Origin of the sequence: Anaerovibrio sp. JC8 (genome assembly GCF_002100115.1) — a bacterium.
Classification (GTDB): domain Bacteria; phylum Bacillota; class Negativicutes; order Selenomonadales; family Selenomonadaceae; genus Anaerovibrio.
In genome coordinates, this window is record NZ_ANBM01000001.1 from 317,614 (window position 1) to 334,704 (window position 17,091).

The 17,091-nt window shown below is 48.2% G+C and carries 12 protein-coding genes; all 12 read right to left on the reverse strand.

From position 1 onward, the window contains the following. Positions 1-177 precede the first annotated feature (177 nt). Entirely contained in the window at positions 178-882 is a 705-nt protein-coding gene (locus D081_RS01470; RefSeq protein WP_085022356.1) for a hypothetical protein, read from the reverse strand. Positions 883-905: 23 nt separating this feature from the next. Next, complete coding sequence (locus tag D081_RS01475) at positions 906-2,036, reverse strand: HAD family hydrolase (RefSeq protein WP_085022357.1); 1,131 nt, start codon at positions 2,034-2,036, stop codon at positions 906-908. Positions 2,037-2,172: 136 nt separating this feature from the next. Further along, entirely contained in the window at positions 2,173-3,447 is a 1,275-nt protein-coding gene (locus D081_RS01480) for a dicarboxylate/amino acid:cation symporter (protein ID WP_085022358.1), read from the reverse strand. A 107-nt stretch (positions 3,448-3,554) separates the two neighbouring features. Continuing rightward, positions 3,555-4,064, reverse strand: a complete 510-nt coding sequence (tadA, locus tag D081_RS01485; protein WP_143272069.1) for a tRNA adenosine(34) deaminase TadA — start codon at positions 4,062-4,064, stop codon at positions 3,555-3,557. Continuing rightward, complete coding sequence (locus tag D081_RS01490; protein WP_085022359.1) at positions 4,065-4,328, reverse strand: hypothetical protein; 264 nt, start codon at positions 4,326-4,328, stop codon at positions 4,065-4,067. Positions 4,329-4,544: 216 nt separating this feature from the next. After that, positions 4,545-5,498, reverse strand: coding sequence for a malate dehydrogenase (locus D081_RS01495; protein WP_085022360.1), 954 nt, complete (start codon positions 5,496-5,498; stop codon positions 4,545-4,547). 112 nt (positions 5,499-5,610) lie between these two features. Further along, on the reverse strand, positions 5,611-6,459 hold the full coding sequence (locus D081_RS01500) for a PHP domain-containing protein (protein ID WP_085022361.1): 849 nt from the start codon (positions 6,457-6,459) through the stop codon (positions 5,611-5,613). A 7-nt stretch (positions 6,460-6,466) separates the two neighbouring features. Next, positions 6,467-8,272: an excinuclease ABC subunit UvrC gene (gene uvrC, locus D081_RS01505; protein ID WP_085022362.1), complete on the reverse strand. Its 1,806-nt coding sequence runs from the start codon at positions 8,270-8,272 to the stop codon at positions 6,467-6,469. Positions 8,273-8,660: 388 nt separating this feature from the next. Beyond that, on the reverse strand, positions 8,661-11,486 hold the full coding sequence (gene uvrA, locus D081_RS01510) for an excinuclease ABC subunit UvrA (protein ID WP_085022363.1): 2,826 nt from the start codon (positions 11,484-11,486) through the stop codon (positions 8,661-8,663). A gap of 31 nt (positions 11,487-11,517) precedes the next feature. Further along, on the reverse strand, positions 11,518-13,539 hold the full coding sequence (gene uvrB, locus D081_RS01515) for an excinuclease ABC subunit UvrB (RefSeq protein WP_085022364.1): 2,022 nt from the start codon (positions 13,537-13,539) through the stop codon (positions 11,518-11,520). A gap of 166 nt (positions 13,540-13,705) precedes the next feature. Next, the gene (locus D081_RS01520; RefSeq protein ID WP_085022365.1) at positions 13,706-15,691 is read right to left on the reverse strand and encodes a PAS domain-containing sensor histidine kinase; all 1,986 of its coding nucleotides are present in this window, start codon (positions 15,689-15,691) and stop codon (positions 13,706-13,708) included. A 134-nt stretch (positions 15,692-15,825) separates the two neighbouring features. Further along, the gene (sstT, locus tag D081_RS01525) at positions 15,826-17,055 is read right to left on the reverse strand and encodes a serine/threonine transporter SstT (RefSeq protein WP_085022366.1); all 1,230 of its coding nucleotides are present in this window, start codon (positions 17,053-17,055) and stop codon (positions 15,826-15,828) included. Positions 17,056-17,091: the final 36 nt, after the last annotated feature.

Genomic DNA, 17,091 nt, shown 5'->3' on the forward strand with positions numbered 1-17,091 from the left:
CTAGGTCTATTACGATCGTGAAAAGCTGGCGTGAGGTGCATATAGTGACGTATTTTGCGTCGGTACTTAGCGAACCACAGGTGAGCTTAGTATCCGCTACGCAAACTAGTGAGCGGGAGCGTTCACTATATGTACCTTGCGTCATGCTTCTATATATTCCGCTTTCCTTTATCGGCATCAAATGTCCCAGTGTAACTTGTCAGGATTTGGCGTAGCCTTGTCGATTTCCGACAAAATCCAGGAAATATTATCATGAGTGGCCGCAAAGGCCTGATCCAGCCGCTTCTTATGCTGATCATTTATCTCCATATTATGAAGAGCCATGTGCATATAATCCTTGGCTACCAATGGTACGCCACGCTCTGCCGCCAGCTGGGCCTTAAAACGATAACCATAATAAAGGTAGCTGTTGTGCTCAATAGGAATATCCTTGAACACCTCGATGCGTTCATCCACCTCAGCCTCGGCAGCCTCGGTCTGCTTCATCAGATGCATTGTATTCCAACGGTCAGCCCACAGCTCACCCCGCAGAATATACTTGTAGAGATAATCATAGGATTCAGCCAGTTCGATGGCCAGATTTATGTGCTCCAGGGCATTTTTATAATCCTTCTGTCCCTTTTCCAGCTGGCTGAGATGCTGAAGGGCATATGCCTTTTCTTCAATATCCTGGCTGTTTTCCTCATCCGGCTCCACATCAAGAACCGACAAAAACAGCTCCTTGGCCTTGGCTATATTGTTAAATTCCGGCATAGCCAGAAAATGTCCCAAACGGGCCCGACAATGCCAGTCATCAACGCCATTTTCAAACAGCTCCGCCGGTGGACGGGCTATATTATCCAAAACTGTATCTACAAGGCTGGAAAATTCCTCTTTATCCATAAAACAAAAACTCCTTTGATTCATTAGTAATTATAAGTGAACTGGTTGGCAAGAATTCCGATAAGGAAAAGCACGCCCGCCAAAATCGGCAAAACCGGTGCGAAAAACGGCAGGGCCGGCTCCGCCACAATATAGCTGGTGATGGCCCCCAAAACAAGATTAAAGAGCACTGTAACGATAATGCCGGTCTTCCGCTTGCTGTAGGTATATTTTGCAATATCAACCGCACTCATGATATTGCCAAAATCCACGCTGTCAACATATATGTCACACTGTTCCTTAATGGACTCATCAGTAACGCTGAGGGCAAAGCTGATATCAGCTGACTGGGCCAAAACATGAGTATTCCTGGTAGTCGCCACCGCTCCAATAAGGGAATCGGTATTTTTCATAATGGTAATCTTCTTGGCCTTTTCCATGGTATCCAGCTCAGCCTGAACATTGCTGATGCCGGCCTGACGGGCAATATTGCGGGCAGTACTGCCGGCAGCACTGGTCATGATAGAGGTGGAAATGCCATATTCCCTAAGGGTCTGAACTGCTCCAGGCACCGTAGGCCGCAGGGCATCACTGAACACAATGAAGCCACGGCAAAAGCCGCCTATGCTGACAAAGGAAACCACATTTCCCTTTCCAGCCATCTGGTCTGCCTTGGTCAGTATCTCCGCAGGAATCTTTACATCATGGTCCTGCAAAAAGGCTGCCGTACCAACACGGACCTCCTGATGGTTGATGAGAGCCTCCACGCCCTTGCCCGGCACAATATTGCTGGCTGATGCCTCGGAAAGCTCCAGTCTTTTCTCATCAGCCCACTCCGCAACAGCTTCAGCCAAAGGGTGCTTGACTCCGGCCTCCGCAGAGGCCGCAAAGGTCATGAGCTTGGAGGGAGCTATTCCCGCAGGAATAATGTCATATATTACGGGCACACCCTTTGTAACAGCACCGGACAAGCCCATTACCAGCTGCCCAGTGAGATGCAGTAATGGAAGAAGCTTGCGGCTTCTGGCATGAATATTGAATCTCCGCAGGGTTCGCATGGCCTGCCATGGGAGAATAAACTTCAATAGTATGTACGCCACAAAATTTATCAATATAAATATACCGACAATCATGCCGTAAAAAATAAGTCTGTTTTCCAATAACATATCAAACATGTTTTACCAACTCCTACGTGATAATTATGGTCGGAGTACCAATAAAAGTCAATAGCACATGGAAATGCAGCATAAAAAATCGGCCACCCTCAGGCAGCCGATATAAAAACTATAATATTTTATTGTTGTATGTTTTTTAATCCAGGCTATCCTTCAAATCATTGTTGGTCATGGCACATACGCAGGAGTCGGACCAAACATTTTCCGCTGTTTCAATCATATCAATGATTGTATAAATAGGAAGAATTACACCCATGATCCCCAACGGAGCTCCCATGGAAGACATCAAGGACAAGGTTAGGAAATAGCAGCCCATTGGAACACCAGCATTACCTACTGCCGCAAACACTGCCACAAATAGCCAGGTTATCATGGTTCCCATGGACAGCTCAAAGCCGGCATTCTGCATAACGAACAATGAAGTAACCAAAATGAAGGCTGCACAGCCATTCATATTAATTGTAGTACAAATTGGCAGAACGAAACGGGATACTTTCTTGTTCACCTTCAAATTATCCTCTGCTGAAGCCATGGTTACCGGCAGGGTAGCTGCAGAGCTCTTGGTGAACAGGGCAACTGCCAGGGCCGGGGACATCTTCTTGAAAACTGTAAGCGGATTAAGCCCTCTCAGGAGCAGGAAGATTGGCAAAACGATGAAAAACTGTATTACGTTTCCACCCATAACTACAGCCACGTACTTGCCAAGTGAACCTACAATAACACCGGCTTCAATCTGGGCCGCCAGCTGACCGGCAAAGGCCACGATACCGACAGGAAGTACATATACAATACCTCTGATAAGGGTAAAGAGCAGCTCCTGAAGTCCGTTGATGACCTTCAGCAGCATCTGGGCATTTTCCGTTTTTGGCATATAGGCCAGGCCAAAGCCCACACCAAAGGCAATGAGCAAAATAGACAAAACATTGCCTGCCAAAAATGGCTGAAGCAAATTATTCGGGATAACCGAGAGAAAATGGTCGTAGTACGACAGCTTGCCCAATTTGTCAGGCACATCCGCAACTCCCGCACCAATTACATCTGCCGGCAGATTTTCCGGTGCAATAAAAATATAAAGAACCAGACCAACTGCTGCCGCAGCAATAGTGGTCAGCATGGTATACACCACAGCATGGCCAAAGATGCGGCCAGTCTCCTTCTTGGTACCCAAGGTAGCCAGGGTGGTAATAACCGCCAAAGCTATGGTAGGTACAGCCACAAACTGGAACAGGCGGGTAAACACGGTGGCAACGAAATTAAACAAATCGTTAAGAACCGGAATATTGAGCCATCCCAGAACACCACCCACTACCAGTGCCCCAAACCATAAAACCATCTGCTTCAGCTGAGCCTTCTGGTCAGTTTGCTTGATGGCCTCCTGGGCTTTCTTCTGCACATCATTTTCGTTTGACATATCCTTCCCTCTCCTTCATAGACATACTTTACCAACTTGAATAGTAGGTAATATCAATATGCTTAGTATGATACTTAAATTATAACCATTTGTCAACGGTTTGCCTATTATTCTTTTGGAGAAGTTTCGGATATTTTGTTTAATTTTTTCTGTTTATTCTGTTCCCGTCTCATTTTAAAAAAATCCTTCATGATACCGCAGCATTTGTCCTCCAAAACCCCGGCAGTAACCTCAGTCTGATGGTTCAGGTTGGCATTGGTAAGCACGTTAAAAATAGAGTGAACCGCCCCAGCCTTTATATCTGCCCCGCCGTAAACAACCCGGTCAATGCGGCTGTTGACAATGGCACCGGCACACATAGGACAGGGCTCTATGGTAACATAAAGGGTTGTACCGCTAAGCCGCCACCTGTCCAGCTTTTTGTTTGCAGCCCTGATAGCCTCAATTTCCGCATGGGCCGTGGCATCCCTGTTGGTCTCCCGCAGATTATGTCCCACAGAAACAGTAGTGCCGTCCTTGGCCACAAGGACGGCACCTATAGGAACTTCCCCGAGCTCGTAAGCCTTCTGAGCTTCAGCCAGGGCAAGATTCATATACTTTTCGTCATCTAATATCATTTACGCCTCAGCTCCTCCTCTAAAGAATCGCAAATCCACGCCATCCTCGTAGAACAGGGACTGGGTTACCTGCTGGCAATCCAGCACATAAGCCTCTGAAATCGGGGCATCCTCACGCTGCTGTCTCATCTTTTCAGTAAGCATTTTGTGGAACGGGGATTTACCATTATTCTGATCATCACGACTATTTTTCCGCAGGAATGGGCTGTTCACATCACAGTCAACGCCTTTTACTCTTGCTACTCTTTCAATTTTCTCTAACATGATGATCACCTCACTTTATTAATTCACTAATACATCAACCATAATCCCCCAAAATTAACTAATTATCTCTTCTTGCCACATATATCGGTACTATTTGCCTATAAATTAACACATTTTTCTGAAAAATCCATGTATACTTTTAAAATATACAAAAAAGGTCCACAGAAATCTGCAGACCTTTCATGTACATATTAAATATGATGTTTAGAAGTAAAATTACTTCTTCAGTGCATCGCCCAGGTTGTTCTGAGTGTTGCGAGCTGCCTGTACGGACTCAGCGAAACGCTCTTTCTCCTTGCCCTCGAGCTTCAGCTCAACAATCTTCTCAATGCCGTTCTCGCCCAGAATTACTGGAACGCCGATGCAGAGGTCATCCTCGCCATACTCACCCTCGAGGTATACGCAGCAAGGAATGAGCTTCTTGCCATCAGTGATGATGGACTTAACCAGCTCGCCAGCTGCAGCACCTGGAGCATACCAAGCGGAAGTGCCCAGGAGACCGGTCAGGGTAGCACCGCCAACCTTGGTCTGTGCAATAGCATCCTCAAGCTCAGCCTCGCTGAGGAAGTGAGATACAGGAATACCCTTGTAAGTTGCGATGGATCCGAGTGGAACCATGGTCTTGTCGCTATGACCACCGATAACCATACCCTCGATGTCGGTAGGAGTTGCAGGATAGCCCTTCTTCTTCAGTGCGCAGGACAGGAAATAACGGAAGCGGGAGCTGTCGAGCATACCGCCCATGCCGATAACCTTGTTCTTAGGAAGGCCGGAGTTCTTCAGTGCAAGATAAGTCATTGCATCCATTGGGTTGGAGATAACAATGAAGATTGCATCTGGGGAGTACTTAACAGCCTGCTCAATAACACTGCCTACGATGCCAGCGTTAACGCCGATGAGGTCCTCACGGCTCATACCTGGCTTACGAGGAATACCGGAAGTAATAACAACAACCTTGGAACCTGCAGTAGCAGAGTAATCGTTAGTAACACCAGTGATAGTAGTGTTGAAGTTAAGGATCTGAGCGGTCTGCATCATATCCATAGCCTTACCTTCGGAAACACCCTCTTTAATATCGAGAAGTACTACTTCACTTGCATAACCAGCACTTGCAATGACATTTGCTGCGGTAGCGCCTACGTTACCTGCACCTACAACTGTAACTTTCATAATTTTACAATTCCTCCTTTTATTTACGACAGATTGCGTATGGTCACAATCTGAACATTAAACTAATAGTATTATAACAAATACTTATGAAATAATCAATGAAATAAGGGTATTATGGAATTCGACGTTTTATTTCTTCCCAAAATTCATATGGAACATTCATATTATTATTTAGGCCGGTGCCAAGTTCGATTCCCCTGCGGTTGGCGCCGTGGAAGTCGGTTCCCCCGGTGGCCAGCATATTGTATTTCTCAATCATGCGGGCCGCAAAGGCCTCATCCTCCTCGGAATAGTTGGGATAGTAACGCTCCATACCCATCAGGCCGTAGCTCATCAGCTCCTGCAGGGCCGCTTCCTTTTTCACCCAGGACCAGCCACCCATACCTATTGCCTTGTGATAATGGGCCAGGGAAGTAACTCCCCCGGCGGCCTTGATAACCGGCAGGGCTTCCTCAGCCGGAATATCCCCGTAGACTCCGGCGACTTTAAGGCCCGGATTGAGCAGCTCATCCCACAGAGTCTGGATTTTGCATGGCAGATTCATGGCCACCAAAGTACGCATAATGGCATATCGGTCCAGATGCACCGTCGCGTGCTTCTGCACCATATCCATGGTAAGCTTTACACCCTTGCTGCGGATATACTCCACCACCTGATCCATGTTCTTTTCCTTGTTATGGCGGATTTTGGCATAAAGCTCCTTAAAATCAGGATTCTCCTGATCAAAGCCCAGGCACACGATGTGCAGCTTGTGGTCCTCGTAGGCCACGGTCATTTCCATGCCGTTAATAAAGTTCATGTCCACCTTTTGGGCTTCCTCAGCTGCCTCCTGATTTCCCGCAATGGATTCATGGTCTGTAAGAGTAACGGCCTCCAGCCCCCGCTCCTTGGCCAGGTGAATAATATCCCGTGGTGTGTAGGTTCCGTCTGACACGGTGGAATGTACATGTAAATCTATCATAAAAATCTCAATCCTTTTTTATTTGCTGGAAATAATTATATACTGCTTCGGCCGATGGGGTATTCATGCCATCCAGCCCGGCCATTTCCTCCACGGAGGCCAGCTTAATCTTTTCAATGGTGCCAAAATAATCCAAAAGTATTTTGCGACGTTTCGGGCCAATGCCCTCCACATTATCCAAGATGGATACCAGATTCCGCTTGTTACGGAGCTTCCGATGATAAGTAATGGCAAACCGATGGGCCTCATCACGGATTCGCTGTATCAAATACAGGGCCTGACTGCTGCGGGGCAGAATTACCGGGTCAGATTCCCCTTCCCGATATACTTCCTCAAACCGCTTGGCCAAACCTACCACCGGCACCGTCAAATGCCCGGCCCCCCGGATAATCTCGCAGGCAGAGCTAAGCTGCCCCTTACCGCCATCTATGATAATCAAATCCGGCATCTCTGCGTCCGGCTTCCCATAGCGGCGTTCTGTAACCTCCCGCATGGATTTGAAGTCATCCGGTTTTCCCTCAGCACTTCGTATCTTGAACCGCCGATAATCGGACTTTTTCGGCACGCCGTCCTCAAAAACCACCATGGATGCCACAGTTTCAGATCCCTGGGTATGGGAAATATCAAAGCACTCCATACGGGTGGGAGGATTAACCAGCCCAAGGTATTTTCCCAGCTCCAGCACAGCCCCGACAGTCTGGGCATTGGCCTGCTTAAGACGGGCGCTTTCGTCCGCCAGGGCCTTTTCAGCATTGCCAATGGCCATTTCAACAATATCCCGCTTGGTACCCCGTTTGGGCACGCTGAGGCTGACCTTATACTTGCTCTGCTCCCCCAGCCATTCCTCCAGCAGCTCCTGCTCGGGAATTTCCATAGGCAACAGGATTTCTCTTGGAATAAATGTGGCCTGGTTGTAATACTGCTTCAAAAAAGCCAGCAGCAGTGCCTCATCAGTTTCTTCCTCACTGCCGTCCAGCAGGAAATAATCCCTGCCTACCATTTTACCACTACGGACATAAAAAATCTGCATGCAGACACCCATACCGGACCGGGCCATGCCGATGGCATCCTGATCTCCAATGCCCGTAATAATCCGCTGCTTCTCGGTTATTTTCTGAACTGCCATGAGCTGGTCCCGCAATCGGGCCGCCCGTTCAAATTCAAGGTTATCTGCAGCCTTCAGCATACGCTGTTTGAGATTATACTCCACCTGCTCCGTGCGTCCTTCCAAAAACAGCAGGACTTCATCAATCATCAGCTGATATTCCGGCTGGGAAATCTTCCCGGCACAGGGAGCCAGACACCTCTTAATGTGATGCTCCAGACAAGGCCGGTCTGCATCCATGCGACGGCAGCTCCTCAACGGAAACAGCCTTTTCAGCAGACGCAGGCTTTCATGAAGGGCCGTCACATTGGTATAAGGACCAAAATACTTGGCTCCATCCCGGGCCACCCGGCGGGTTATATGAACCCGAGGGAATGGCTCATTGGTAGTAACCTTTAAATAAGGATAATTCTTGTCGTCCTTAAGGCTGATGTTGTACTTGGGCCGATGCTTCTTTATAAGGTTGCACTCCAAAATCAGTGCCTCAACCTCCGACCCCGTGAGGATGGTTTCAAAATCCTCAATGCGGGCCACCATGGCCTTAACCTTGGTGGAATGGCTGCTGTTCTGACGAAAATATTGGGTTACGCGGTTTTTAAGGCTGATGGCCTTGCCCACGTAGATAATCTTGCCTTTGGCGTCCTTCATAATGTAGACGCCGGGAGAATGTGGCAGAAGCACCAACTTTTCCTCTATTATGTTGTTCATTCTGTCACCCCCATAAAATGCACCTCATCCGTCAACTTCGTTGACACCGACGGAGCACTGCTCCTAGTACCTTTAGGTACTTCCCCTCCCCTACGGGCTAGCTTCGCGTCGCAAGGGGAAGGCATAACATTAGCGGTCAGTGTGAAGTTGGCTTCAGCCAATCGGCTACTAACCGTTTTACCGCATTATTTTAAGGGCAGAGGCGATTGTCTAGAGCAATAGAAGCTGGTGCGTCAAAAAATATTTTTCTTGCCCTCACTTATTTTAACGGAAAAAATTACTTGTCTGAGCGCAGCGAGTTGTAATTTTTACCGTTATATTATGGCAAGGAAAATTTTTAGCAACAGCTTCGTGCTATAGGCAACGCCTCTGTCCCATAATAATATTTTTAGTGTTTTTCCTCCAGTAATGGCTTCAGGAACTGGCCAGTATAGGATTTCTTGGTTTTGGCCACCTTTTCAGGCGTCCCTTCCACCACAATGGTACCGCCCTTGTCGCCACCTTCCGGCCCCAGATCGATAATGTAGTCCGCTGACTTTATTACATCAAGATTATGTTCAATAACCACCACGGTGTCCCCGCCATCCACCAGACGCTGGAGAATGGCCAGCAGCTTGTGAATATCTGCTGCATGAAGGCCCGTAGTAGGCTCATCCAGTATGTACATGGTCTTGCCAGTGGAACGCTTTGACAGCTCCGTGGCCAGCTTCACCCGCTGGGCCTCACCACCGGACAGGGTTGTAGCCGCCTGTCCCAGCTTCACATAGCCCAGACCTACATCCTGCATAATCTGCAGCTTATTGGCAATACGCGGCACATTCTTGAAGAACTCCACTGCCTCATCCACTATCATATCCAGCACATCAGAAATGGACTTGCCCTTATATTTTACTTCCAGGGTTTCCGTATTATAGCGGGCACCCTTGCAGACCTCGCAAGGCACATACACATCCGGCAAAAAGTGCATTTCGATTTTTATAATACCGTCACCACGGCAGGACTCACAACGTCCCCCCTTCACATTGAAGCTGAACCGCCCTGGCTTATAGCCCCGCAACTTGGCCTCAGTGGTCTGGCTGAACAGGGTTCTTATCATGTCAAATACTCCGGTGTAGGTTGCCGGATTGGACCGCGGTGTCCGCCCAATAGGTGACTGGTCAATATTGATAATCTTGTCGATATTTTTCAGGCCCTTGATTTCCTTAAAGTGGCCTGGCTTGCCCTTGGTGCGGTACAGCTTGGAAGCGATACCCTTATAAAGTATTTCATTAATAAGGGTACTCTTTCCGGAGCCGGATACACCAGTAACCACCGTAAATGTGCCCAAAGGCAGCTTTACGGACAGATTCTTCAGATTATTTTCCTGAGCCCCCACGATTTCCACAAAAAGGCCATTGCCGGGGCGACGCTCCTGAGGCACCGGAATGTACTTTTTACGGCTGAGATACTGTCCAGTTACGGATTCCTCCACCTTCATGATTTCCTTGGCCGTACCCTGGGCCACCACAGTCCCCCCATGGGTTCCGGCCCCAGGGCCAATATCAATGATATGGTCCGCAGCAAACATAGTGTCCTCATCGTGTTCAACAATAAGCAGGGTATTGCCCAAATCCCGCAGATTTTTCAAGGCAGTAAGGAGCCGCTCATTATCCCGCTGATGCAGACCGATACTCGGCTCATCCAGAATATACAAAACTCCCACCAAACCGGAGCCAATCTGGGTGGCCAGACGAATACGCTGGGCCTCGCCTCCGGACAAAGTGCCCGCCGCCCGTGACAGGGTCAGATAATCCAGACCTACAGTGACCAAAAAGCCCAGACGGGCATGGATTTCCTTCAAAATCTGGGCCGCGATTTTCTGTTCACGCTGATTCAGCTCCAAATTATCAAAGAAGGTGGCACAGTCCCGTACCGTCATTTCCGTCACCTGCTGGATATTCTTCTCCCCCACGGTCACGGACAGGGATTCCGGCTTCAGGCGGGCACCGTTACATACAGGACACTTGTGAATAGTCATGTAGTTTTCCAAATCCTCCCGCATGGCATCAGACTCCGACTCCCGATAGCGGCGGTCCAGCAGAGGCATAACTCCTTCAAATGGGCCGGTATGAATTTTATAGACACCAAACATATTCTCATAGCCGAAGCTGTATTTTTTGTCCCCGGTGCCATAGAGCAATTCCTCCTGCAGCTCCGGCTTCATTTCATCCCAAGGAGTGTCCAGGGTTGCCCCATAAGCCTCGCAGACAGAGCCCATCTGGCACATGGTATAGGATTTCGGATTATTGGTAAGGGGTGCAATCAGCCCATTGGCCAGGCTGAGGCTCGTATCCGGCATTACCAGCTCTATATCAAACTCACTGTGGCTGCCCAAGCCGCTGCAGGCAGGGCAGGCACCAAATGGATTATTGAAGGAAAACATACGTGGAGCTATTTCCGGCAAGCTGATGCCACAGTCTATGCAGGCAAAGTTCTGGCTGAACATGAGCATGTCCCCGTCCACAATCTGGACATAGGCAACGCCCTCACCCAGCTTCAAGGCCGCTTCCATGGATTCCGCCAAACGCTGGCGAATTTCCTCCCGAATAATCAGCCGGTCCACTACCACCTCAATAGTATGCTTCTTGTTTTTCTCCAAGTTAATTTCTTCGCTGGCATCCATCAGCTCACCATCAATGCGAACCCGGATATAGCCCTCCTTGCGGATATGCTCCAGCAGCTTTTTATGTTCACCCTTTTTGCCGCGAACCACCTGGGCAATAATAAGCAGCCTGGTACGTTCCGGCAGCTCCAGCAGCTGGGCCAGCATCTGGTCAATGGACTGCTGGTTAACCGGCTTGCCGCACTTTGGACAATGGGGCCGTCCCGCCCTGGCAAAAAGCAGACGCATATAGTCATAAATCTCAGTTACAGTACCAACTGTGGAGCGGGGATTGCGGCTGGTGGTTTTCTGGTCAATGGAAATAGCCGGGGAAAGCCCTTCTATATAATCCACATCCGGCTTGTCCATCTGCCCCAAAAACATGCGGGCATAGGAAGACAGGGACTCCACGTAACGACGCTGGCCCTCTGCATACACCGTATCAAAGGCCAGGGAAGATTTCCCTGACCCCGACAGCCCAGTTACAACCACCATCTTATCCCGTGGTATATCTACATTGATATTTTTCAGATTATGGACGCGGGCGCCCTTAATCCTGATATATTTTTCCATTTAATAACCTCTTTTATATATCAAAACAACATTAATTCTTGCCTTCCAGCTCCCAAATCATATCCCGGAGCTCTGCCGCCTTCTCAAATTCCAAGGCACGGGAGGCCTGCTGCATTTCCCGGGTAAGGGTCTTGATAAGAGCCTCCTTGTTCTTGGCAGTAAGCTTCTTTTTCTTCTTGCCGTCGGCCTGATAGGCAGCGGCAGTTTCCGCCACCAGAGTGGTCTCAATTAATGCCTTGACCGGCTTAATAATAGTTTTAGGTACAATTCCATGTGCCTTGTTATAGGCTTGCTGGATTTCACGGCGGCGCTCTGTTTCATCCATGGCCCGTTTCATGGAGTCAGTAATGCGGTCTGCATACATGATAACCTTGCCCTCTGCATTACGGGCAGCACGGCCAATGGTCTGAATAAGGGAGGTGTCGGACCGCAGGAAGCCTTCCTTGTCCGCATCCAATATAGCCACCAGAGAAACCTCCGGCATATCCAGGCCCTCACGCAACAGATTTATGCCCACCAGCACATCAAATTCGCCGGCCCGCAGATCCCGGATAATTTCCGCCCGCTCAAAGGTTGCAATATCCGAATGGAGATAGCGAACCCTTATGCCAGTTTCCTTCAAATAATCTGTAAGGTTCTCCGCCATTTTCTTGGTCAGTGTGGTCACCAGTACCCGCTGGTCTTTCTTTACCCTAAACTTAATCTCTCCCAGCAGATCATCAATCTGCCCCTCAAGAGGCCGCACCTCCACCTCAGGGTCCAACAGACCCGTTGGACGAATAATCTGCTGCACCACCTGCTGAGCCCCGGACAATTCGTACTGGGCCGGGGTAGCCGACACATACACTATCTGGTTAATCCGCTGCACAAATTCATCAAATTTCAGCGGACGGTTATCAAAGGCCGATGGCAGGCGGAAGCCATTGTCCACCAAGGACTCCTTTCGGGAACGGTCCCCGGCATACATGGCCCGCAGCTGCGGCAGGGTAACATGTGACTCATCTATAACAATCATGAAATCCTCTGGAAAATAATCCAGCAGAGTATAAGGTGCTTCCCCCGGAGCCCGCTGGGTCAGATGGCGTGAGTAATTCTCGATGCCGGAGCAATAGCCCATTTCCTGTATCATTTCCAGATCATAGTTGGTCCGCTGTTCAATGCGCTGGGCCTCAATGAGCTTGTCATGCTCCTTGAAGAACTTGATCTGCTCCTCCAATTCCGCCCTAATAGTGCCCATGGCAATTTCCAGATCCTCTTTGGGCGTTACGTAATGGGAAGCCGGAAAAACCATGGAATGAGTCCGCTCGCCGAAGATTTCTCCTGTCAGCACGTCAAACTCCACAATACGGTCTATCTCGTCCCCAAACATTTCAATACGGACCCCACGATTGTTGTAACCGGCAGGAAAGATTTCCACCACATCACCACGAACCCGAAAATGACCACGCTCCAGCACCACATCGTTGCGGTCATACTGCATGGTCACCAGCCGCCGCAAAATATCATTACGGTCAATTTCCTGCCCCTTATGAAGGGACAGCACCATCTCGTGGTAGCTCTCAGGGGAGCCCAGACCATAAATACAGGACACACTGGCCACAATAACCACATCCCGCCGCTCAAAGAGAGAGCAGGTGGCAGAATGACGCAGCTCATCAATTTCATCATTGATGGAGGCGTCCTTCTCAATATATGTATCAGTAGAAGCTATATAGGCCTCCGGCTGGTAGTAATCGTAATATGAAACAAAATAACCCACATAGTTATCTGGAAAGAAGGTCTTAAACTCACTGGCCAGCTGGGCCGCCAGAGTCTTGTTGTGGGCAATGACCAGGGTTGGCTTCTGCACCTTCTCAATCAGCTTGGCAATAGTAAAGGTCTTGCCGGTACCGGTGGCTCCCAGCAGCACCTGGGCCTCCTGCCCATTTTCGATGCCCCCGGCCAAATCCTCAATGGCCTGGTTCTGGTCCCCCATGGGATCAAATGGAGCAACCACCTTAAAGGGAATTCCCTCTCCAAAATCTATATTATTTAATTTAGGGACCTCTGCCATTTTCTTACCTCCCTAAAAAACGAACATTAATAGAACATACTCTCGTTATTATACCCCAGTTCCCCCAATTTTACCATAGGAAAATTTTTCCTAACGGAAAATAATTATAGAAAATAAAAATCAGGAAGCAGCCACTTATTCATCGACTGCCTCCTGCCCCACAAGTTTATGCTATATCAAAGGACATGGTTACTGTAACTATGGTGCCCACATCCACGGCACTGTATATGGCCACATTACCGCCGATTTTGGCCAGCAGCTGCTTCACCACATAAAGGCCTAATCCCTGCCCATTGGCCCAAGGATCCACCTGACGGTTTTCCTGGGTGTAGGCATCATACATCTTATTCTGGAATTCCGGTGATATGCCAATTCCCTCATCAGAAATTTTCACCCTGCAGTTTATCCTGCCTCCGTGGGCCTTGGCCTCAGCCGAGCAATGTATTTCCGCTCCCTCCGGACTGTACTTCAGGGCATTATGTACAATATTAAACAGTACACGCTTTACATAAAGCTCATTGCCCACAACCTCAGAGTATTTTAGGCTGCTGATATTTTCCTCTGCGTAAAGCTCAATATTTTTCTTCTTGGCAATAGGTAAGGCGAAGGCCTTAACATAGTTGAAAATATCATAAAGGTCAAAGGTCTCCGGCTGTGATTTTTCCATTGAAAGCTTGAGCTCGCTTGCCTTTTTTATATCCCGGGCCAGCTCTGCCATCAGGGCAAAATTCATGCGAAGATGCTCAACTTCCGCCGCATCAAGCGTTTCCTTGCCTTCAACAATACGCTCCAGGATAAACATTACGTCACCCATATTATCTGCCATATTATTGATTACAGCATTGTTCACGTCCATCATGTCGCTGACGCTCTGGACATCCAGCTTCAGCTTGTCCTCTGCCTCCAGCTTCAGCTTCATAACATCATCAACACTGCGGATAGCTATAATGGCATGCTTCTTGTCGGCCATGCTAAAGAGCCGGCACACCATATATATAGTCTTTTGCTTGCGTATAATCCGGTAACTATGGGAAAAATCCTGCTCCTTGGACAAAATACTTTTGATGGAAGTAAGGGAGAACAGGGATTTCATTTTCTCCACATCATCAGGATGCACATATTCCGTAAGATAATCGTCCTTTATGTCCTCAAATTTGAAAATCTTTTTTTCGTAAAATAAATTTTGAACCTCAACGGAGGATTCGTGCCCCACATTGAGTACTTCCGTATCCCCTGACGTCAGGTCTACCTTCAGTACCGTGGCATATCTCATGGTAAGGGTTGAAATTATTTCCCGAAGCTCAACCTCTTTTTCGTTATCCACCGCCAGTGTTGCAGAACCGTAGGCTTTTACCGGCTTTCCGTCCTTATCAAATTCCGTGGTGTAACGCACATGGAAGGGAATTCTGTCCGGGGTTAGGGGAATAACCCCCTGAATCTGAGGCTCCCCCTGGGCCAACCGTTCATGCCAATTACGATACATATCCTCATAATCCCGTGGGAAAATGCCAGCCTCAAAAACTGGATCCGGATAATTTTTCAAAACCGGCGGCAAACCCAGGTCTCTCATACACCGGGTACACGGACGCATTTCATGGGTAGCAATATCATATTCCCAGGCATAAATGTTAGCCAGCTCCGCCGCCTTGCGGAACTTGGTTTCATTGGCAGAGACATCATTAAATGTGTGCTGCATTTCCGTGTTATCGCTCAGCAATGCACAATATAAAACATCACTATCATGCTTGGCCACCATGCGGACCTGAAAATAAATACAGCACTCCTGATAACCGCAGCACTGTGAAAAGGACCGGAACCATATTCCCTCCGCTTCATACTCCCTGCTGGTGGCAGCCGACTTTAACAGTCTTTTGAATTTTTGCTGTTCCTCGTCATTGGAAAATTGCCACTGCCCCTCAACACCCAGCCTGTCAAGAGAAGCCTGAGGCAGAATATTTTCTTCATATTTATCATTGGCCAATTCAATATGCATTACGCCATCTGCAAAGGTAAAGTAAATCACTGCGTCCATGTACTGGTTCAACAGATAACGCACAGTTGCATCATCACCGGCAAAGATTTTGAATTCCTGTGGATTGATAAAAGCCTTTGGTCTGCTCAGCCACACCGAATCTGCACTTGAAATACTCATAGGAACCGCTCCTGTTCTTCACACAATGTATATAAACATTTCACTCCAAATTATTTTTCCAATCAAAAAGGATTTTCTACCGACAAGATAGAAAATCCTCTTTTTTATTATTAAATTTCAGACAAAATCAAAAATCAGAAATTCATATTTACTTCCTCACCGCGATCAAGGCGTTCCTTGAATTCAGCAGTAGCCGCAAAGAGGGCATCTGTGGAGGAATTAAGGGCAGTTTCGCAGGAGTCCTGAATTACACCGATGATAAAGCCTACACCAACTGCCTGCATGGCAATGTCATTGGAAATACCAAACAGGGAGCAGGCCATAGGAATCAGCAGCAGGGAACCGCCAGCTACGCCGGAAGCACCGCAGGCACCTACAGTGGCCAATACGGAAAGAATAATGGCGGTAGGAATATCCACCTGAATGCCCAGAGTGTGAGCTACTGCCAAGGTCATAACTGTAATGGTGATAGCTGCACCCTCCATGTTGATGGTAGCACCCAGTGGAACAGATACGGAATAGAAATCCTCATCCAATCCCAGTTCCTTGCAGAGCTCCATGTTTACAGGAATGTTGGCTGCAGAGCTTCTGGTGAAGAAAGCAGTCACACCGGAGGTACGGAGGCACTTCCAGTTCAGGGAATAAGGATTCTTCTTCAGGAACATGAACACGATAAGCGGATTTACAATAAAGGTCATAAGGAACATGGTACCAACCAGCACTACCAGCAGCATACCATAATCAACGAAGATGGCCATACCGTTTTCGGAAACAGCGGAATAAACCAGACCCATAATACCGAAAGGAGCCAGCTGGATAATCCAGGTTACAGCCTTGGAAACTACAGAAGCAATCTCAGCCACCATTTCCCTGGTCCCCTCGGAGGCCAGCTTCTTGAAGCCCATACCAAAAATAATCGCCCAGCACAGAATACCTACATAGTTGGCGTTCATAAGCGCTGCTACCGGGTTGGCCACCATATTGGAGAGGATGGTCTTGATAACCTCACCAATACCACCTGGTGGAGTGTTGGTTGCCGCATCGGTAAGAACCATACCCACCGGCATTGCAAAGCTGAAGCAAACCGCAGCGGCTGCTGCCAGCAAGGTACCTGTTACATATAAAAATACTACAGTCTTGAACCGTCCGCCGATATCACCGGAGGCATTGGCCAAGGCACTGATTACCAAAACAAATACCAGGATAGGAGCGATACCCTTCAATAAGCCTACAAACAGGTTACCAAAGATTGGCACCACACCATTGTCCGGCATAGCAAGGGCCAAAAGAATACCCACAGCCAGACCACATACAATACGCAGAATCAAACTAATGCTCTGCCATTTTCTGAATGCTGTTACCATAAATTATTAACTCCTTAATTTAAAATATAAAACCTA